The organism is Zhongshania aquimaris (genome assembly GCF_019312595.1).
GTDB classification, from domain to species: Bacteria; Pseudomonadota; Gammaproteobacteria; order Pseudomonadales; family Spongiibacteraceae; genus Spongiibacter; species Spongiibacter aquimaris.
The window spans coordinates 409,409-428,791 of record NZ_JAHWDQ010000003.1 but is presented as its reverse complement, the minus strand read 5'-3'; the positions used below and the strand labels follow the sequence as shown (position 1 = coordinate 428,791).

General features: G+C 51.1%; 17 protein-coding genes. 9 read left to right on the top strand and 8 right to left on the bottom strand.

Features of this window, described 5'->3' with window-relative positions; all coding sequences use genetic code 11:
- Positions 1–20 precede the first annotated feature (20 nt).
- The gene (locus tag KXJ70_RS13555; protein ID WP_219044042.1) at positions 21–2,423 is read left to right on the top strand and encodes a TonB-dependent receptor; all 2,403 of its coding nucleotides are present in this window, start codon (positions 21–23) and stop codon (positions 2,421–2,423) included.
- Positions 2,424–2,499: 76 nt separating this feature from the next.
- Here KXJ70_RS13555 and KXJ70_RS13550 read toward each other — a convergent pair whose 3' ends face one another.
- The 3 genes from KXJ70_RS13550 to KXJ70_RS13540 form a co-directional block, all read right to left on the bottom strand.
- Entirely contained in the window at positions 2,500–2,745 is a 246-nt protein-coding gene (locus KXJ70_RS13550) for a hypothetical protein (protein WP_219044041.1), read from the bottom strand.
- Positions 2,746–2,872: 127 nt separating this feature from the next.
- A complete protein-coding gene (locus tag KXJ70_RS13545) occupies positions 2,873–4,285 on the bottom strand; it encodes an aminotransferase-like domain-containing protein (RefSeq protein WP_219044040.1) in 1,413 nt (470 codons plus the stop codon).
- Between the two features lie 78 nt (positions 4,286–4,363).
- On the bottom strand, positions 4,364–5,764 hold the full coding sequence (locus KXJ70_RS13540) for an aminotransferase-like domain-containing protein (protein WP_219044039.1): 1,401 nt from the start codon (positions 5,762–5,764) through the stop codon (positions 4,364–4,366).
- Positions 5,765–6,118: 354 nt separating this feature from the next.
- On the opposite strand from KXJ70_RS13540, the gene KXJ70_RS13535 reads away from it, so the two are divergent.
- Genes KXJ70_RS13535 through KXJ70_RS13505 form a run of 7 tightly spaced genes read left to right on the top strand, consistent with a single transcriptional unit; the run spans position 6,119 to position 12,056 of the window.
- The gene (locus tag KXJ70_RS13535) at positions 6,119–6,601 is read left to right on the top strand and encodes an MSMEG_0572/Sll0783 family nitrogen starvation response protein (protein WP_219044038.1); all 483 of its coding nucleotides are present in this window, start codon (positions 6,119–6,121) and stop codon (positions 6,599–6,601) included.
- A gap of 12 nt (positions 6,602–6,613) precedes the next feature.
- Positions 6,614–7,675 (top strand): Nit6803 family nitrilase, encoded by a 1,062-nt coding sequence (locus tag KXJ70_RS13530; protein ID WP_219044037.1) that lies wholly within the window; start codon positions 6,614–6,616, stop codon positions 7,673–7,675.
- Complete coding sequence (locus KXJ70_RS13525; protein ID WP_219044036.1) at positions 7,620–8,732, top strand: MSMEG_0568 family radical SAM protein; 1,113 nt, start codon at positions 7,620–7,622, stop codon at positions 8,730–8,732. The genes KXJ70_RS13530 and KXJ70_RS13525 overlap by 56 nt, the downstream gene beginning before the upstream one ends.
- Positions 8,733–8,742: 10 nt before the next feature.
- A complete protein-coding gene (locus tag KXJ70_RS13520) occupies positions 8,743–9,426 on the top strand; it encodes an MSMEG_0567/Sll0786 family nitrogen starvation N-acetyltransferase (RefSeq protein WP_219044035.1) in 684 nt (227 codons plus the stop codon).
- Positions 9,423–10,442: a sll0787 family AIR synthase-like protein gene (locus tag KXJ70_RS13515; protein WP_219044034.1), complete on the top strand. Its 1,020-nt coding sequence runs from the start codon at positions 9,423–9,425 to the stop codon at positions 10,440–10,442. The genes KXJ70_RS13520 and KXJ70_RS13515 overlap by 4 nt, the downstream gene beginning before the upstream one ends.
- Positions 10,430–10,717, top strand: a complete 288-nt coding sequence (locus KXJ70_RS13510; protein ID WP_219044033.1) for an MSMEG_0570 family nitrogen starvation response protein — start codon at positions 10,430–10,432, stop codon at positions 10,715–10,717. The genes KXJ70_RS13515 and KXJ70_RS13510 overlap by 13 nt, the downstream gene beginning before the upstream one ends.
- Positions 10,718–10,769: 52 nt before the next feature.
- Positions 10,770–12,056 (top strand): MSMEG_0569 family flavin-dependent oxidoreductase, encoded by a 1,287-nt coding sequence (locus KXJ70_RS13505; protein WP_219044032.1) that lies wholly within the window; start codon positions 10,770–10,772, stop codon positions 12,054–12,056.
- Positions 12,057–12,170: 114 nt separating this feature from the next.
- Here the strand turns inward: KXJ70_RS13505 and KXJ70_RS13500 are convergent, their stop codons facing one another.
- Both KXJ70_RS13500 and KXJ70_RS13495 read right to left on the bottom strand, forming a co-directional pair.
- Positions 12,171–12,422 (bottom strand): GlsB/YeaQ/YmgE family stress response membrane protein, encoded by a 252-nt coding sequence (locus KXJ70_RS13500; protein WP_219044031.1) that lies wholly within the window; start codon positions 12,420–12,422, stop codon positions 12,171–12,173.
- Positions 12,423–12,590: 168 nt separating this feature from the next.
- On the bottom strand, positions 12,591–13,517 hold the full coding sequence (locus KXJ70_RS13495; protein WP_219044030.1) for a LysR family transcriptional regulator: 927 nt from the start codon (positions 13,515–13,517) through the stop codon (positions 12,591–12,593).
- A gap of 147 nt (positions 13,518–13,664) precedes the next feature.
- On the opposite strand from KXJ70_RS13495, the gene trxA reads away from it, so the two are divergent.
- Positions 13,665–13,982 (top strand): thioredoxin, encoded by a 318-nt coding sequence (gene trxA, locus KXJ70_RS13490; RefSeq protein WP_219044029.1) that lies wholly within the window; start codon positions 13,665–13,667, stop codon positions 13,980–13,982.
- Positions 13,983–14,032: 50 nt separating this feature from the next.
- Here the strand turns inward: trxA and KXJ70_RS13485 are convergent, their stop codons facing one another.
- From KXJ70_RS13485 to KXJ70_RS13475, 3 genes are read right to left on the bottom strand one after another with little or no spacing between them, the layout of a single operon-like run.
- Complete coding sequence (locus KXJ70_RS13485) at positions 14,033–14,338, bottom strand: DUF2149 domain-containing protein (RefSeq protein ID WP_219044028.1); 306 nt, start codon at positions 14,336–14,338, stop codon at positions 14,033–14,035.
- Positions 14,331–14,789 carry a MotA/TolQ/ExbB proton channel family protein gene (locus KXJ70_RS13480; RefSeq protein ID WP_255558462.1) on the bottom strand — a complete coding sequence of 153 codons (459 nt, stop codon included), beginning with the start codon at positions 14,787–14,789 and terminating at the stop codon, positions 14,331–14,333. The genes KXJ70_RS13485 and KXJ70_RS13480 overlap by 8 nt, the downstream gene beginning before the upstream one ends.
- 19 nt (positions 14,790–14,808) lie before the next feature.
- Complete coding sequence (locus tag KXJ70_RS13475; protein WP_219044027.1) at positions 14,809–19,308, bottom strand: cobaltochelatase subunit CobN; 4,500 nt, start codon at positions 19,306–19,308, stop codon at positions 14,809–14,811.
- Positions 19,309–19,383 lie beyond the last annotated feature (75 nt).

Below are 19,383 nucleotides of genomic sequence, written 5' to 3'. Positions count from 1 at the left end.
ATAAATAAAGGCTAATAACGATGTTGACGGTTAATACGGTGCGTTGGTGTGCCCTCGGTTTAGCGAGTTGTGTGGCGCAAACAAGCTTGGCCGCAGATGCGGTGTCCGGCCACAATGCCGAGTCCTCCGGGCGCCGTATGCTGGAAGAGGTGGTGGTCAGCGCCCAAAAAGTGGAGCAGTCTTCACAAGATGTACCCATTTCGCTAACGGCGGTCAGCGGTGATTTTATGCGCGAAGTTGGCGCAACCGGCCTGCAAGACATCGCCCCGTATATTCCCAATGTGCGGTTCTCATCAGACACCGACCCCGCCCTGGCGCAAATTAATATCCGCGGCTTTGGCTCCAACCCGCTGAACTCTGCGTTTGATAGTTCGGTTGGTTTTGTGCAAGACGAGGTGTTTTTTAACCGACCCTCATATTACAACGAAGGTATGTTCGATATCGCGAGGGTAGAGGTCTTGCGCGGCCCGCAGGGCACGCTGTTTGGAAAAAACACCATCGCGGGTGTATTTAACGTCACTACAAAAGGTCCGACGGAAGAATTTTCAGCCGATTTTCGTGTTAATAAGACCGATCCCGATGAAGTCAGTTATGAAGGCGGTATTGGCGGAATGGTCACTGACTGGTTCGGTGTTCGTGTTGCCGCTCAAGATATAAGTCGCGACGGCCAGCTACACAACCAGTTTTTGAATCGCCAAGATGACGAGCACGAACAAAACGCCCAGCGACTCAAATTACTATTTCTACCTTCGGAAAATGTCTCCGTGGAGCTAATGGCTGTTACCTCGGAAACCTCAGCCAACTATTGGGGCCTCCAGTTAATGAATCTGGACGAGGGCACAACTGATTTTCTGAAAAATTATGATCCCAATATTGAGGACGATCCCTACAACTTTACTAGCTCCTACGACCAAGATGGATTTTTAGATAAAACCTCAGACACACTTAGTCTTAAAACCGATTGGGATATTGGTCCGGTTGGCGCCCTAAATAATCTCAATATGGTTTTGGTATTGGCGGATACTGAATTAACCATAGACAGTTTGGTTGATTTAGATACCTCGCCCGCGAATCTCGCTATTTTAGAAGTGGTGTCCGACTACGAGCAGCAATCTGCCGAACTGCGTTTTAGTGGTACGGCAGACAATTTGTTTGGTATTGGTTCCGGTGTTGAATTTGTTGTTGGCGCCTACTTCTTTGACTCCCGCTTTAGCCAGCAAACGCAAATTACCGCTGGCAGTGACTTTGGTGCCTATTTGTTAACCGACGACGCGCTGCAGTTGGTGTCAGGTCAAACGAGTGTATCAAGCGGTGGTTTGTTGGGCGGCTTAAACCTTGCTGGTATTGGCTTGATTAGCGACATTACCGGCGCCGCCATTGGTGACGATTATCTGCAACTAGATTATCTATTGAACGTTGATGCGCAGGCTATTTTTGCGCAAATGACCTGGGCCTTAACCGATCAGTTTATTATTACTCCTGGTATTCGTTTTAGTCGCGAGCAAAAAGTGGCGGACGCCAGTGGCGCGGGTTTTTGCCAAACCGCTGCCTTGGGGACGCCCTGTTTGATGGAGCTGGCCTTGAGCGCAGAGGATTACGACGAGCGTGGACTCAGTCGTAAGGAAACCGATGTGTCGCCCAAGCTGTCGTTTCAATATTATTTGAATAGTGACAGCAATGTCTTTTTGACCTATTCCAGAGGCTATAAAAGCGGTGGCTTCAATGCCTCCTCGTTTGGCGGTGAAGATTTGGGCTTCGATCCCGAAGAAGCGGCGACAATAGAAGCCGGTTTTAAGGGCGAGTTCTTCGACAATACCCTGCGTTTAAATGCGGGGGTTTACCAAACTCAGTTTGATAATTTGCAGGTGCTGGCATTTAACGGCGCCTTCTTTGACGTGACTAATGCGGCGTCAGCCATTTCTCGCGGTTTAGAAATGGACTTCGTGTGGCTAACCCCCTTTGAGCCACTGACCATTGCGGGTTCTTTGGGCTTACTTGATGCCAAGTATGACAGCTACCCAAATGCGCCGGCACCAGTAACCAGTGGCTTAAATTCTAATCAGGATTTGAGCGGTAAGCGTATTGCTTTCGCGCCGGAACAAAGCGCCAGTTTTACACCCACGTTGACATTGCCAGTCTTTGGCTTAGCGATGCGAGCTAGTGTGGATTATTTATATCAGGGTAATCAATTCACTGACGGTGATTTAGATCCCAATAGCTATCTGGAAGGCTTCTCGCAAATATCAGCACGCATTAGCATTGGTGCGTGGGATCAGCGCTGGGCGCTAACATTGGGCGGTAGTAATTTGACCGATGAGAAAGTCTTGAATCAGGTCTTAGATACCGTGTTTTTCCCTGGCTCATATAACGCGCGGCAAAAGTCTGGCCGTAAAGTCTTCGCGTCTTTGTCCTTTGCTTGGTAGTTAGCTTCGTTCATTGAGCTTGGTCGGAACATATTGCTCAGGCTGGCGGTCAAGTATTTTAGTCTTACCGCTTGCGCTAGTGTAGTAGTACGCGAATTACGATTTGCGAACTGATAAAGCAAAAAAGAAAGAAGATAATGGCGGCAAAAACCCCGGACAAAATTAATGGCTTGGGGTTTGATTCAGCAAGGTCTAGTAGTTTTTTCCGGCCAGAATGATTTTGCAGTGCAAAAATGAGTGAGAAAGCTTGTGAGATAGCGTCAAAAAAGCCGAAGGGCTTCTTAGCGTGTTTCGACGTGGTACTTTTTTCTGCCTGTTCCATGATGTCTACTCCGCTGATTGTTCAGCGTTTGGTGATGATCTAGCCAATTTGTCTTGTTCGACAATAAAGTCACTCTAGCTGATTTGGGTTTGCAAAAGCAGGTGCAGTTAGCCATAAAAAGACCATATCAGATTTGCTCATATACCAAACTGCCGAGTTTCTTTACGGCCTTGTCCATGTCGGGCGTCCACGGGCTGCAAGCGAAGTTTAGTCGTATGTAGTTTCGATACTGTTTGCTGGCCGAGAAAATGGGGCCGGGGGCAATACTGATATTTCTGCGTAACGCTGAATTAAGAAGATCTAACGAGTTTACAGATTTTGGCAATTCCAGCCACAGGAAATAGCCGCCTGAAATTGGCGTGATTAAGGTGCTGGCGGGGAAGTATGTAACTACCGCTGCACGCATGAGATCGTATTGCTGTTGCAGAGTGATCCGCAGTTTTCGCAAGTGTCTTTCGTAGCCACCGAATTGCAGATAGTCTGCGATTGCGACTTGCGCAGGCATCGATGTCGATAGCGTCGTCATTAATTTAAGTCGTTCTACCTGTTGGTGGAATCGCCCTGCGGCAGCCCAGCCTACTCGGTAGCCCGGGGCGAGACTTTTTGAAAATGACTTGCAGTGCATTACCCAGCCTTCGCGATCGAAGGCTTTGGCTGGTTTTGGCTGCTGATCGTTGTAGTAGAGCTCCCCGTAAACATCATCTTCTATCAGTGGTATTTGGTGTTCAGTTAACATTTCAACGAGCGTCTGTGTTTTGTTGTCAGATGTGCTGATACCACTCGGGTTTTGGAAGTTCGTCATAAACCAGCATGCTTTTATCGGGTGCTCTTTGAGGGCGGCGGACAAAAATGCTAGATCAATTCCGTCCTCGGTGCAGGGTATTTCTACCGCATTTAGTTGTAGTCTCTCTACCGCTTGAAGACAGGCATAAAACGCTGGAGATTCAACGGCGATGAGATCTCCCGGTTTTGTTACTGCTTGCAGACAATGATTTAAAGCCTCAAGAGCGCCGTCGGTAATGATCACTTCCTCAAGGGGGATTTGGATCTGATTTGCGGCGTAACGTTGAATAATTTGGCGTCGCAGTGCGAGATTCCCCTGCGGCAGATGTGCAACGACATCGTTCATGTCGATATCTTTGGTGGCCTTTGCTAGGGACTTAGATAATCGTCTCAAAGGAAAAAATTCTGGGCTCGGAAACGCTGAGCCAAGTGGAAAAATCTTGGGGTCGCGAAGTGATTTTAGTACAGAGAATACCAAATCGCTGATCTCAATTGTGCTTGTCTTCGGCACAAGCGTCGTCTGATTTTTGACTGGTAGGGTGTGGTCTGGCTGTGTGCAGACAAAGAAGCCGGATCTAGGTTTCGAATAGATTAGACCGCGATTTTCAAGTAAGAAATACGCTTGATATACCGTAGACACGCTGGCTTTATAGGTTTTACTAATGTGGCGAACAGACGGGATGCGCTCATCAGATTTTAGTACGCCACTTTCAATCATATTGGCGATTTCCATGGCCAGCTTTTCGTACAGCTTCATTGGGTATCAAAGACTCCGCTTATTATTGTGTTGCGTTTCTTTATCGCGTGGTCAATAGCTCATAGGCGATAGTTAATATCAGTGAGTGTTAGAAAGTAAAAATGCCGGCTGTTCGATCACATCTGCCAACTGTTGCAAGCCGTCCTCCCAGTTGTCTCGGCTGATAGGGCCGCCATAGCAGATACGCAGAGCGTCGGGGGGATTGTTGTCGGTACTAAATGCGGCGCTGGCAACTGCGCTAACACCGAGTGAGCGCAGGTGAACCGCGAGTTCCGACGGATTCCAATTGGATGCCTTGGGTAATTTAAGCCACAGGTGGAAAGCTCCCGCGGCCCCCGAAATATGATTCCTTCCTAAATAGTGTTCGGCTAGTTTTAGGCGAGCGCTGCCTTCGGTGCGCACCGCTTTTAGCATGGCGTCTGCGGTGCCATCCGCAATCCACGTGCTGACCAACGCATCGGTTAGTGGCGAGGACATGACTGAAAGCGCGCGCATCGCACCGGAAATACGCTGTGTTTGCCGTTTGCCGGGGGCGTGTAAAAACGCTGAGCGCAATCCGGGGCCAAAACATTTTGCGGTGCCGGTGATGTAGTAGCTTAGCTCTGGGGCTAGGTCTGCAAAGGGTGTTACCGGATCGTCGCACAGCATGGTGTAAGCGTCGTCTTCAATAATGGGAATGCTGTAGCGCAGTGCGATGTCAGCTAAGCCTTGGCGTCGACTTAGCGGAATGGTGGTGGTGGTCGGATTGTGAATGGTCGGATTTAAATACAAGACGGCCACACGGCCTTCTTTACACACCTCCTCAAAGGCTTTAGGCAGCGGGCCGTGCATGTCTCTTTCAAGGGAGTGGAGGGTGAGCCCGAGCTGTGCGGCAATTGCTTTCATACCGGGATAGATAAGGCTTTCTACACACACCAATTGGCCGGGTGATACTAGCTGCGTCATTAGACCGACAAGCGCGCTATGAATACCGGGACAGATGAGTATGTTTTCCAGACGCGCATTCCCTAGGCGGCGATCTAGCCACATTAATGCGGTTTCTCGTTCGCGCTGCCCGCCGCCAAAAGATTGATAGCGAAACAGCGAGTAAAGGTCATGCTGTGCCAGCACTGCAATGGCACTGTCACGAACCTTCTCAATAAGTGTGGGAATGGCTGGTTCGATCAGCAAGTTCATTGTCATCTCGTAGCCGCCTTTGGCGGGGCCGAGGGATACGGCCTTGCCCTTAACAAAGCTACCAGAGCCGGGGTGCGACTCGATAAGTCCGCGACGTTTAGCCTCGTTATAGGCGCGGGCGGCGGTGGTGTAGTTTATGTCTACGGCTGCGGCTAGGTCTCTTAAGGTGGGGAGTCGATCTCTTGCCTGTAGGCGTCCGGATTCCACATCTTCTGCGATGAGATCGGCAATGAGTAAGTAGGCGGGGCGTCCCTTTTCTTTCGTTAGGGTTTTGGCCCAGCGTTGAAGTTCTGTCAAATTCATGTAAATCCTGCCTAGCCCATCAAAGCTGATATTGAAATTGATCGTATCAGGTTTTTAAATTGATTGCATTTCGCGTAATCGGCAAATTTGCGGTGCGCTCTAAGCGCGCATTTACCAAAAAATGGCACATAGATAGTGCAATTACTGCTGCGCGCGACAATTTGTAATTTCTTTATGGGGGCTTTAAAAAAATAATTTATCGTGATTTTGATTTAGTGTTTTGGGTTTGATTGCATATTGATCGCATTAAATGGGAAATTGATTGGCACCTTGATTGCTATGTCTTGATTGCATCATTAGGCGGTCCGCCGGTGATCATTTTTTTTAAGAATCAATTTATGGAGAGACCCAGTCATGCCAAAAGTAACTCAAGCAATGCACAAGGCCGGTGATTATTTTGTGGACTACGAGGAAAAAGTATTTGAAGACGTAAAAGCAGAGGCTGGTCAAAAAGCCTTGGTCACCTTTCACACTGTCGCGTTCGAGGGCTCCATCGGTTTCGTCAATATGCTGCAGGCCACACGCTTGCTTCGCAAAGGGTTTGAAACATCAATTTTGCTCTATGGCCCTGGCGTTACTCTTGGTCTTCAGCGGGGTTTCCCCACTATTGGCGATGAGGCGTTTCCGGGGCATCTGAACTTTAATAATCAGCTCAGTAAATTCATGGCCGAAGGCGGCAAGGTATTCGCTTGCCGATTTGCCTTGCAAGCACTTTATGGGCATGGCGAGCCTTCGCTGATTGAGGGCATTCGCCCGATTAATCCTCTTGATGTTCTCGACCTGAAGCTTCTTCACATCCGTGACAACGCGGTGATTATTGATACTTGGACTGTGTAAGGAATGTATATCATGGCGCAGAACAAAACGATTCGCGCCGCTGCTGTTCAGCTCTCTCCAGATTTGGAGAGCGCTGAAGGTACGCTGGCTAAAGTTCTCGACACCATCGACAAAGCGGCCGCCAAGGGCGTTGAACTCATCGTGTTTCCAGAGACCTTCGTTCCGTACTATCCCTATTTTTCCTTTGTTTACCCACCGGTCGCGTCAGGGCCTGAGCATCTTCGTCTTTATGACGAGGCCGTTGTTGTGCCTGGCCCAATGACCAATGCTATTGCAGAACGCGCCCGTGCGAGAGAGATGGTGGTGGTGCTCGGTGTTAATGAGCGAGACAACGGCAGTCTGTACAACACGCAGCTGATTTTCGATGCAGATGGTGAGCTTTTATTAAAACGTCGTAAGTTAACCCCTACGTTTCACGAGCGTATGATTTGGGGGCAGGGCGATGCTTCTGGTTTAAAAGTAGCGGAAACCCGTGTCGGCCGAGTTGGCGCCTTGGCGTGTTGGGAGCATTACAATCCCTTGGCGCGTTACGCGCTAATGACACAGCACGAGGAAATTCATTGCAGTCAATTTCCTGGCTCCTTGGTTGGCCCCATATTCGCCGACCAGATTGAGGCCACTATTCGCCACCACGCTTTAGAGGCGGGCTGCTTTGTGGTGAATTCTACCGGCTGGCTAACTGACACCCAGATTCAATCTATTACTTCCGATCCTAAACTCCAGCGCGGGCTTCGCGGTGGATGTAACACCGCTATTGTTTCGCCTGAGGGCGTGCATTTGGCGACGCCGTTGTTGGAAGGAGAAGGCCTTGTTATTGCCGATTTGGATATGAGGTTAATCACCAAGCGCAAACGGATGATGGATTCTGTGGGCCACTATGCCCGTCCAGAGCTGCTCAGTTTGGCAATTAATGATCATGCGAGCAGCTATAGCCGGCCGATGTTTGCCGAGCAGTCCGCTTCCCAGTCAGGCGCTAATTCAGGCGCCACTACCGTAAGTGCCATAGGAGAAGTCAGCGATGAAGGCGAAATCAACGCAGCAAATCGTCAGCGCGTCACAGCGGCTCATAACTGAACTACAAACCCAAGGTTTGCGACTTGCCGGTGGGCAGGGCGGCGCGCTTCGCCGCAAAGGCGGCGCAGGACCGAGCGATCATCAGGCGGTAACGATTGCCGATACCACGGTGATGGTGCCTATTTATAGTGATGCCGCTTGGGACTCGTCTTTTTCCGTGGGTGATAACGACGGCAGAAGTACCTTGAATCACGACGGTATTCCCTTGGCGGACATTACCTTCGTCAATAATCCGCGCTTTTACGATCTTCACACCGCGGACGGTATACCGTATTCCCAAATTGCTACTTTACACAGTCGTGACGTGCTTGCGACGACGGTATTGCAAACGTGTATCCGTTACGAAAGCCGTCGTAAGGCCTGCAAGTTTTGCTCAATTGGTCAGTCGCTGAGAGCTGGTCGAACGATCGCCCACAAAACGCCAGAGCAGTTGGCAGAAGTTGCTAAGGCGGCGGTCGAGCTTGATGGTATTCAGCACATGGTTATGACCACCGGTACTCCGGCGACAGCGGATCGGGGTGCAGCGGTTCTCTGTGACAGTGCGCGCGCCGTCAAAGCGGCAGTGGCGCTGCCAATCCAAGGTCAGTGTGAACCCCCTCGGGATCCAATCTGGTATCAGCGAATGAAAGACGCGGGCATTGATGCGCTGGGCATGCACTTAGAAGTGGTGACGCCAGCGCTGAGAGATGAGCTGATGCCCGGCAAGGCTGAGCTGACGCTAGAGGTTTATATGCAAGCCTTTGCCGACGCGGTAGAGGTATTCGGACGAGGACAGGTAAGCACCTATATTTTGGCAGGTCTTGGCGACAGCGAGCAGGCAATTTTAGATTGCTGTGAGCAGTTAATTGACTTGGGGGTGTACCCGTTTGTGGTGCCTTTTGTTCCTATTCGCGGCACACCGCTGGAGGATCATCCCACGCCATCGGCGGAATTTATGGAGTCGGTATTGCAAGGCGTGGCCTCGCAATTATCCCGCGCCGGTTTGCGCTCCGCAGATATTAAAGCGGGCTGTGGGCGTTGTGGTGCGTGTTCTACCTTGTCTAAGTATGAGCATTGAGGGATTCATCATGGAAAGCCTTCATAGTAAGTTGGCCCAGCCGCATTCAGTTGATAGCCCGCGCGGACTGCATGCATTGCCGTATAGCGGTTATACGATTAAATGGGCGAGTCTCGCGTGGGAGATTTCCGAGGCACAGGCACTTCGGCGTCGCGTGTTTTGCGAAGAACAGCAGCTGTTTGAGTCCGACGATCTCGATGTGCTCGACCACGTAAATACCAAACAGAGGGCGATTAATTTAGTCGCACTGGGCAGTCTTTGCGGTTGGCACGAAGAAGTCGTGGCCACGGTGCGAATTCACCAAGAGGCACCGGGAGTTTGGTATGGTTCGCGCTTAGCGGTAGATAAGAAATTTAGACGCCAAGGGCAGCTCGGCGCAAGCTTGATTAAGCTTGCGGTATCCAGTGCCCATGCGCTCGGCTGCAACTTATTTTTAGCCAATGTGCAGTTACAAAATGAAAGCCTGTTCACGCGTCTTCATTGGCAGCGAATTGGCACGAATGTGTTGCGCGGCCAAGAGCACGCATTGATGCGTGCCGATTTAGATTTTTATCCACCGTGTCGTACCCCTTACAGCGGCTTTATGGTGCGCGGACGCGGTGCTCGAACGTCAACTGCAGAACTTGCTCCCAGTTTGTTATCAATTTCTGCGCCAAAAAATCCACGTTTCTGCGCTGAAGGGGCGTCATTATGAGCCTTCGTCAATTATTAGATCAGGTTTATCGGCACGCCGGAATTGCTCATAAACGTGATATCAGTGTTTTGACGCCTTATATGCCAGCGCTACCTACTGGGCTGCATCCCAATGGTGATGACACCGCGGCATTGCCTCACCCCTACGGCCATACCCTTTTTGCCATAGAGGGGTTTATTGAAGAGTTTGTCGAACACGATCCTTGGTTTGCTGGCTGGTGTGGGGTAATGGTTAACGTTAGTGATATTGCAGCGATGGGCGGTCGACCCAACGCTATCGTGAATGCCATTTGGGACAAGGGCGGAAGCAAGGCTGAATTACTCATGCAAGGCATGCGTGATGCTGCCAACGCATTTGGTGTGTCGATTGTTGGTGGGCACACCAATCTGCGCGCTAATCAAACTCAATTGGCAGTGGCAATTCTTGGTCATGCGAACAATGTGTTAAGTAGCTTTGCTGCACGTCCGGGGCAGGCATTGGTCGCGGCAATTGATCTGCGCGGTAAATACCGTCCGCCGTTTCTAAATTGGGACGCCGCAACATCTGCGCCGCCTGAGCGACTGCGCGGCGATATCAGCCTGTTGTCGGAGATTGCGGACAAACAACTGGCTAGCGCCGCCAAGGATATAAGTCAGGCAGGTTTACTTGGCACCACGGTCATGCTGCTCGAATGTTCGGGTGTTGGCGCTGAAATTAATCTCAATACTATCCCTCGTCCAGACGGTGTGGCTTGGTCAGATTGGTTGTGTAGTTTCCCCAGCTTTGGTTATTTGCTTGCCACTGATCACGCTAACGTGCCCGAGCTATTGGCTACGTTTAGCGGCCGAGGTATTTGCGCCGCGGAAATTGGCCGGATTGTTCGCGAGCCCATGCTAAATCTAAGAGACGGCGATGAATACGAAACCTTTTGGAATTTGAATTCGTCATTGTTGATGGGTTTGGGTCGAGGCGCTTATCGCGTTGACGAAACTAAAAAATCCCTTACTAAGCAGGAGGACTATCCATGCCCGCTTTGAATTTTAAGGTTCGCTGGCCGGACGGCAGTATTGATGTTTGTTACTCACCTTCCACCGTCTTGCACGAGTACCTAAAAGAAACACAGTGTTACAGCGTGAGTGACTTCTTAACACGAGCGCGGAGCGCGCTGAATGAAGCCAGTGCGCGAGTTGAGCGCAAATACGGCTACCAATGTAGCAGCGCCATGGATCAACTCAGCCGCATAAACATGAAGGCCGCGACGTTTAATCAAGACGACGATGGCCGCGTCGAAATTATTAGCATTACGCCGTAATACCTTAAGCAAATTATTTACATAGCGATTCTTACATTTTAGAGGCACAGACATGGGTACTTCAGCGACGTCTATTAAACACATCCCCGTCATTATCGTTGGTGGTGGGCAGGCGGGTTTGTCCGTCAGTCATTACTTGCAGGAACATAAAATTGAGCACATTGTGTTTGAGCGTAAGTCCCTAATGCATAGCTGGAAGAGCCAGCGCTGGGACTCGTTTACACTAGTAACGCCAAACTGGCAGTGCGATTTGCCGGGTCACCCTTATGATGGTGATGATCCGCTAGGTTTTATGAAACGGGACGAGATTGTTGACTACTTGCAGCGCTTTGCCGACAAAGTAAAACCGCCGGTCCGTGAAGGTGTGACCGTTGATCGAATATCCGTGAATGCCGACGGTGTTTACGATGTAGCGACAAGTGTCGGCAACTACCAGTGTGATCATGTAGTGATAGCTTCTGGTGGCTATCAAGCTCCGATTATCCCGCGCATGGCAGAAAAACTTCCCGAGACACTGTTTCAAATGCACTCCGTACAATATAAAAATCCTGAGCAGCTACCCGATGGCGTAGTACTTGTGGTTGGATCAGGGCAGTCGGGTGCGCAAATCGCGGAAGATCTTCATTTAGCCGGACGTAAAGTAATTCTCGCCACCGGTAATGCGCCACGAGTGGCCCGTCAGTATCGAGGTAAAGATGTGGTGGAATGGCTACATGAAATGGGGTACTACGATGTATCTGTTGAGCAGCACCCGCTAAGAGAGGGGGTGCGCGACAACACGAACCACTACGTTACAGGGCGAGATGGTGGGCGCGAAATCGATCTGCGTCGCTTCGCTAAGGAGGGTATGGAACTCTATGGTTTGATGACGGGTTTTGACGGAGAAAACCTTATATTTAAAAAAAATCTCGCTGCAAATCTTGATAATGCCGACAACACCTATCGCAATATCAACAGTCGTATTGATACTTGGATAGAAGAGCAGGGCATTGAGACACCCACGGTAGAACCCTATCAGCCAGTATGGCAGCCGGCATTCGAGCGCGACAAGTTAGATCTAGCAGAAGCCGGTATCGGCAGTGTGATTTGGTGTATTGGTTACCGGCCAGATTTTGGGTGGTTAGATGCGCCGGTCTTTAACGGCATGGGGCATCCTGTCCATAAGCGTGGAGTGAGTTCGCAAGCTGGATTGTACTTTATTGGTTTGCCTTGGCTTCATACTTGGGGGTCGGGACGGTTCTCTGGCGTAGCGAGAGATGCTGAATTCCTAGTGCGATGCATTAAGGAGAAAGTAAGGGTTAACAGCGACTGTGAGGAATCAGTTGAGATAGTGAGCTGACGCTGAGACATTTCGGTGTGTAGAAATAGTTAAAAACGGAGCTGGGGAGTACTCTTTCAGACATTGAAAATGTCCGTTGCTAACGAGTACTCCTCTTCGGTTGTGAATCGCTAGTTAAGCGCTTTTAATAAGCCGAATAATGTAAATTAAAATAATAGCGCCGGCGGTGGAGGTGGCGATGGAGCCGATCAAGCCGCCAGCTGCAATGCCGAAAAAGCTAAATACATAGCCGCCGACAACCGCGCCGACCACACCGACAATAATATTGCCGATCAGGCCAAAGCCACCGCCTTTCATGATTTTGCCGGCTAACCAACCGGCTAGGGCGCCAATCGCTAAGAAAATAATCAATCCCTGTGCATCCATTGTGTCACCTCTATTTTTAGAATCGCTAAACGTTACACAGTGTTAGGTGTGTAAATGGTGTTTTTGTTCAACAGCCACAATAGCACCTTATACTACTAAGTCATGCTGTGTTTTTTGATATGGCTGATTAGCTCTTTTTTATTCTTGTCGGTTCAGTCATTCAAGCCCTTATTCTGCTGCGCAGTGGCTGCATTTTGCCCACTCTTCTTGAACGACTTTTTCCAGTAAATTTCGCAGCCAAATTAAGCCTAAATCTCGATCTAGACGGGTGTGCCATACCAGGTACACGGGGCTAGCTTCAATATCCAGAGGTGGTTCGGTAATCCAAAGGTCTGAATTGAATGGCGGGCCACCGGCCACCATCTGTGGCACCACCGCGATTAAATCGCTGTTGAGTAACAGTTTGGGTACCGCGGAAAAATGGTTGACGGTCATCGCCACTCGCCGACGTTTTTCCAAGCGCTGCAGGGCTTGGTCGACATTGCCGCGCGGGTCGCCAGATTGCGATACCAGTAGATGTTTGGCCGCTAAGAAATCGTCAATGGTGATGGCTTTGCCTGCCAGTGGATGGTCTTTACGCATCACTAGCTTGTAGGTGTTTTGGTATAGCGGAATTGAGCGCAGGCTGCGGTCGTGCTGACTGAGTGGCCCAAGGCCAATATCTATGCGTGCCTCGCGCAGTTGTTCAATGACGCCCATGCGAGTGTAGGGCACCGCATAAAGATCAACATCCGGCGCAAGCGCGGCAACCTGACAGCTAAACGGTAACCAGTATAAATCGACGGATAAATCCGCGATGGCAATGCGAAACTGGCGGTGCGACTGAGCGGGATCAAAACCCCGTGATTCAAGCGCCGACGACAGTTGTTGAATCGGGTCGCGCACCTGCGCCCACAAACTTTGCGCAAAGGCGGTGGGTTCAATCTGACGGCCCTTTTTAACAAACACGGGGTCCTTCCAAATATCCCGCATACGGGCAATGGCATTCGACACCGCTGGCTGCGACATCGCTAAACGCTGACCGGCGCGGGTTACCGAGCCTTCGGTCATGATGGCGTCGAAGACTTGCAGCAGGGTGAGTTCTTGGCTCTTCATCGTTTCTGCGCTCGGTATGAAAATGTGTATGTTAATTCATCATAATTTATGATGATTGCTATATCTACGAACAATTTTTAATCATGTCAGCTGGCGCTCATAGTGACTCCCGTAAACGAATGACTTAAAACGAACAGGAGAAGTGATATGTCGTTAATTCAGAAACTTCAGGAACAGAACTTTAACGAGGCGATCAGCAGTGGCCCTGTGTTGGTAGACTTTTGGGCGGAGTGGTGCGGCCCATGTAAGATGATGAACCCGGTGCTTGAGAATTTGGCGGGGGAATTGGATGGCGCGGTTGCTATCGCCAAGCTCAACGTCGATGACAGCCCAGAGATTGCCCAGCGCTACAATGTGCGCGGTATTCCGACCTTGCTGTTGTTTAACAACGGTGAGCTCGTAGCTCAACGGACTGGTGCCGCATCGCAGCAGCAGGTGAAAGCGTTTATAGAGCAATCCCTGTAAACGTGTTTTTGCAGAAGACCGCAGCTCAGTGGCAAACGAGCTGCGGTTTTTTATTCTCCAATTAAAATTAATTTGCCTGTCTCTGGGTCGCGATAGACCTGTCCTAGTGCTTCGTAGCCGTCGCCGTTTTGAAGTTTGTCTTGCACGGTTTTTGGCACTGTCGGCAGCTCTTTGCCGAGGCTAATATCTTTATTAATTTTTTCCGTACTGAAATGCTGCTGTAAGTCTGGGCTAAACGATACCAGCGCGGCAATCAAACCACAGGCAAACACCAAAATAATATCGACCAAATTGGCCATGGGGCCGAGGGGGTCTTCGTCGGATTCTAAAAACTCACTGTCTCGCCACTTATCCATGTCGAACCGCCTCCGTGCTATTCAGTTGATGAATCGCTTGGTCGTACCAACGGCGGCGTAGCCGACCCAATACAAAGCCAATCATACCTGCCAGCAAGCCGATAACCGTGGTGTCAAAGGCCACGGTCATCGCGGTGGTTAATATTCGCAATTCGCCTTCGCCCAAGGCGGCTAAGCCAGGGCCGAGGGGGATCAGCGTTCCCATCAGGCCCAACATGGGCGCTAAGCGGGTGAGAAAGTCGGCCCGTTCAATGCGGCGTTTACCTGCTTGCATCAAGGCCTCGCGATTGCCGGTGTCGCGCAGGCGAGTAATACCGCCAAAGCGCTCACTGATGCTAATACCTATTTCATAAATGGCGAGGCCAACAAAAAATAGCAGGGCCCAAATCACCGGCGTTAAAAGTAGCGAGGTGATCTGGTGCATGATGCCCAGAGAAATACCTGAAAACATGAATTACTCTCCGTTCTCGTTACTTATTACCAGTGTGGCGACCACGCCATAAACCACCGAGCAAAATCAGTACGCCAAGTCCGATTAGCCAGGGCAGATAGTTTGATACGTCTGTCTGTCTGGAATTTTCACTGCTGTCAGCATCACTACTTTCGGCTGAACTGTTTTGCGATGCAGCTTGCTCGGCTGCGTCAGCGGCTAGCGAAATTTCTTGTATATGAGTTGGCGACACATCGCTACTGTTCGTGGCATTGATGTCTGCGTCGGCCATGCGGCTTTTCGCTAACACGGACTCTAGTTGCGCGGCTTTCTCGGCAGAGAGTTGGGATTTCACCAAGTCATACATTGGGTGGCGAGCGTGGGTGTGACCGCTGCCTGGGTTGCCGTGCTCGATAATATTATTGGCAAATTGCTCCGCCAATTGCTTGGTGGTGTCGGCGTCGGCGTTCCAAAATCCTTTGTCGATGGCAACCAACATCACCGCTAAAATATTGCTTTGCACATAGCGGTTATTGTCGTTGGCTAAAAACTCATTCAGCCCAAGGTCTTGGGCGTCGTCTATGTAAACCGCTTTTACTTCTTCCCACACGCGGTCATTGATAATCTCTGGGCTTGTCACCTGCCAACCCCACAAATATTCAATAAACTCGCTGCCCATGGTGCGTGCGCCGGAATAGCCTTCGTTCATCAGCGGTTTAATCCATTGCGGATTAAAGAAGCGGCCGCGCAGCTCTGAGAGCAGGGCGTCGTGGAGCGCGTCTATTTGCAGATTGCGATTATCGGCGTGATTGATGACGGCGCTGGCGGGAATCTTACTGCTCACGGTTTCTACCGCCAAATTAAAGCCGCCCAAATAGTCGAAGGCATCGTTATTGTCGATCAAGCCGTAGAGGTTGCTGGCCCGACCCAAGAAGGTTTGCGATACGCCTTTGAGCTGGCGTTCAAACACGTCTTGGGCGGATTCGCCCTGCATGCCCGCACCGTAGGCGTGACCCATACGTTTAATAAATACCTCAGCCAATTCGCTGCGATCTTGCCACGCGCCACTGCGCTCTACTAAGCGGTTAATACCCGCACCGTAGGCGCCGGGAGCAATACCAAATACCCGCAAGCTGGCTTGGCGACCAAGTTCTTTGGCCTCTATGGTGGGGTTGGCCGCCAATAATTCGCGGGCTTCGTTTACCCAATTGTTGGCAAATTGGTTTTGCTCTAGCGGCTCTTTACCGCCCTGTTCATCGGTGCCGAGTGGGGCGAGGGCCTCACGTAGGGCAAGGCTTAGCGCGGGGTAGTCGTGGTTGATAAGGTCGCGGCTGGCATCCAGTGCCATTAAGCCCGCTTTATCGAGCAGTAATAAATGTTCACCGTAGAGGTCTCTGAATAGACCAGAGGTCGTGAATAACACATCTAGGCGTGCGGGCTGATCTGGGCCAAGCGGTATGCGCTCTAATCCTTTAATTATGCCGCGACTATTCCATATCGGTTTTACACCCAGCAGTTTCATACCAAAGGCAATCATAGCGCCTTCGTCGCGCACCGCGTCAGAGGCCCATAAAATAATGCCCTGTTTATTATTGCTGGTGTCGACATTGGCGATGGCAACCCCAGATTCGCCGCTCAGTATTTTGGCGGCCAGCGCATTGCCCACATCAAAGCCGACGCGGGTCGGCAACAAGCTGCCATCTAGCGCATAAAAATTACGACCGGTGGGGAGAGACTCCGGTGTGCGAATGGGGTCATTGCCCTTGCCTGGTGCCACAAAGCGGCCATTCAGGCCGTTGAGCAGAGCGCTCATTTCGGCAGCAGGAGAGACGATTAATTTTTTGCGCCAGTCGGCTTCACGTTGGTTACTCTCTTGGGTGTTGCCGTTGTTGTCGCCCTGTAGCATCGACGCAATCATGGTGTCGACCGCTTCACGTTGCCAGTCGCGACCAAACACGTGCAGCCCCAGCGGCATAAAGCTCTCTTGCAGTTTGGTTAGGTAGTGGCCAACTTCATGTAGCAGAAACGCGTCGTCGGTCTCTTCAAAACCAATACCGCGTACTTGCAGTTCTTCGTCCATGCTGGCGATGAGTTCGTCGCGCAAATTGGTTTCGTCTATTTTTTCACGTAGGGCTTTTACGGCGCGGGCGCGGGTCTCGGCGTCGCTCGCCGCTTCGGCGCTTTCAATTAGCTGACGTATTTCCAGTAGCGCGTCGTACAACTCGGTGGCGGCCAATGGCGGGGTAAGGTGATCGACCATGACCGCAAGGCCGCGCCTTTTGGCTTGTATGCCTTCGCCCACGCCATCGACGATATACGGGTAAACGCTGGGTAAATCGCCAACCGCAATGCTGGGGTAGTCGTTTTCGCTTAGACCCACACTGCGTTTTGGCAGAAATTCATAGGTGGAATGACGACCCACGTGCACCAGTGCATCGGCTTTGAATATATCTTTTAAATAATGATAAAAGCCCAGATATTGATGCGGCGGCGGAAAGGATAAATTGGCGTGCAGCAATTCTTCATTAATTTCCCAGCCCCGCGGCGGTTGCGGGCCTAAAAACACATTGCCGAATTGCACGCCGGGAATCAGCATTTTATCCTGCCATACCATCACTCGGCCCGGCGCGTCGCCCCAACCGCGAATACCTTCAATGCCCATATTGATTGACGCCTTCACCAGGGCTTGGCTGGCTCGCCAGTCTGGGCTGCCACCTTCTGTGCTGGCACGGCTAATGACGGCTTTATATTCGGCTTCGGTTTGCGCCAGCAGGTCTAAGGCTCTTGCACGGCCTGCGTCGCGGACCCCGTCGAGGGCGTGCTGTAAATCGCTGATGGTGTTGCTCATGCGGGCGCTGATTAAGGCCAAGCGCGACTGGCGCTCGGTCACCGACCCTAAGGCGGATGCGGCGTCAACTTGTTCTTGCAACCACACTTGCAGTTCGCCCAGCGGGCCGTTCACCATTTCAGCTTGAACAACCTTTGGCAGAGTAGCGAACCAGATCTGATAATCCTTGGCGCTAATGGTATTGATTTGCTCAGCCATGGCCGACAGCGCAGCGCGGTCATCGGGCAGGTTCACGCCCTTTGCTTGCAATAGGTCTAATAAGCCCTCGGCGTCTTTGGGTAGTGGGCCGGTTTTATAGCCTGCCGCTTTTAGAGCGCGCAGCATCTCTAATAAGCTGTCTGGCACATTGAGATTGTCGGCACCAATATTGTGGCGACCCGGTGGGTGGTTGTAATACACCACGCCAATGCGTTTGTCGGCATTGGCTTTTTCTTGCAAACTCATCCAGCGCGCCAAGCGCTGGGTTTGGCGTTTTACTTCATTAGCTAGGGGTTTACTGCGATACACACTGCCACCCGTTAGCGGGTCGATTCCTGTGGGTTCCGCCAGTGCTAACACTTGGGGTTGCGACACGCCCTGCAGTTCGGGCATGGCCACGCGGTAGTGCACAGAATCCCGGGGAATACCCTCTGGCGATAAGTCCCACTCGGCCTCTGACCATTCGCTGAGGCGAATGGCTTTTAATACCGGCAGGTTTAATTCGCTGAGTAATTGGGTGACGGTCTCGCGCCCCTCACCGCCACCAATCACAAAATCTTGTATGGTGACAATCGCCGCCGGCGTGCCCGCTAAGGGGCCGCGCATAATGCGGTGAATCGTTTTAACGGCATTCACACTTGGCTCACCCCAGCCGGCTAAAATCGACACGCACTGCCAGTGCTTGGTCTGGCAGAGTTGCTCGTGTAAATCCCAGTCGCCAGAAATGTCGCCACCGTCGTGGTCGAGAATCCATAGGGTACGGCGCATCGGTTTTAAGGTCTTGCTGAGTTCGTCAGCGCTCAGCCAATTAGCGGCATCGTTTTTATAAGTCGCAAATCGAAGGGGCGCAACCTCAGTAGCGGGCTCGGCTTGCCTGCCTGCACTGAGTATAAAATTAAATAATTTAGCGGTGTTGTCTACCGAGCGGTTAACCCAATAAGAGCGGGCCTGCAGCCAGTCCGCATAGCGCGGTGCTGCTTTTTGTTTGGCGGCGAGAGCATCGCCGGTGGTGACACTATCGCGGTCGCCGACGATCTCTTCCGGCATCTCTTTGGCAAAAATATCCCCGTGGCGATCCCGTTGCAGCGCCATCAATTTGCGGTCGCTATGTAATACCGTGCGCAGCTGAGTAGTGGGGAAGCGTTGGTTTAGTAGTCGATCTACCGATTCGCCAAATACCGCAATCATCAACAAGGTTTGGCTGCTGGCGATGAGGTTCTGTAGTTCCTCGTCTTCCATCGCAATCACTTGGCTAACTGTGCGGATGCGGATCTGAATATTGTTATTGTGTTGAATGACTTGATGGGCACCGGCGATAAGCGTTGGCGCAGATCGATCAGACACTATGGCCGTTAAGGTGGTGGCTGTTGCTGCATGGCTATTGCCCGCGCAGATAAAACTGAGTAGTGCTATCAGCAAAAAAATGAAAGAAGATGAAATGGTTTTTCTATTCCCGTGGCTGCGGAAATGAGTGGCCGATAAAATACTAGACATTAAAATGCTTCCCGCCGTAGCTCGCCCGCATACGACTAATAAGGTGATTAACTGATAAGCGCGGGAATAGCAGGC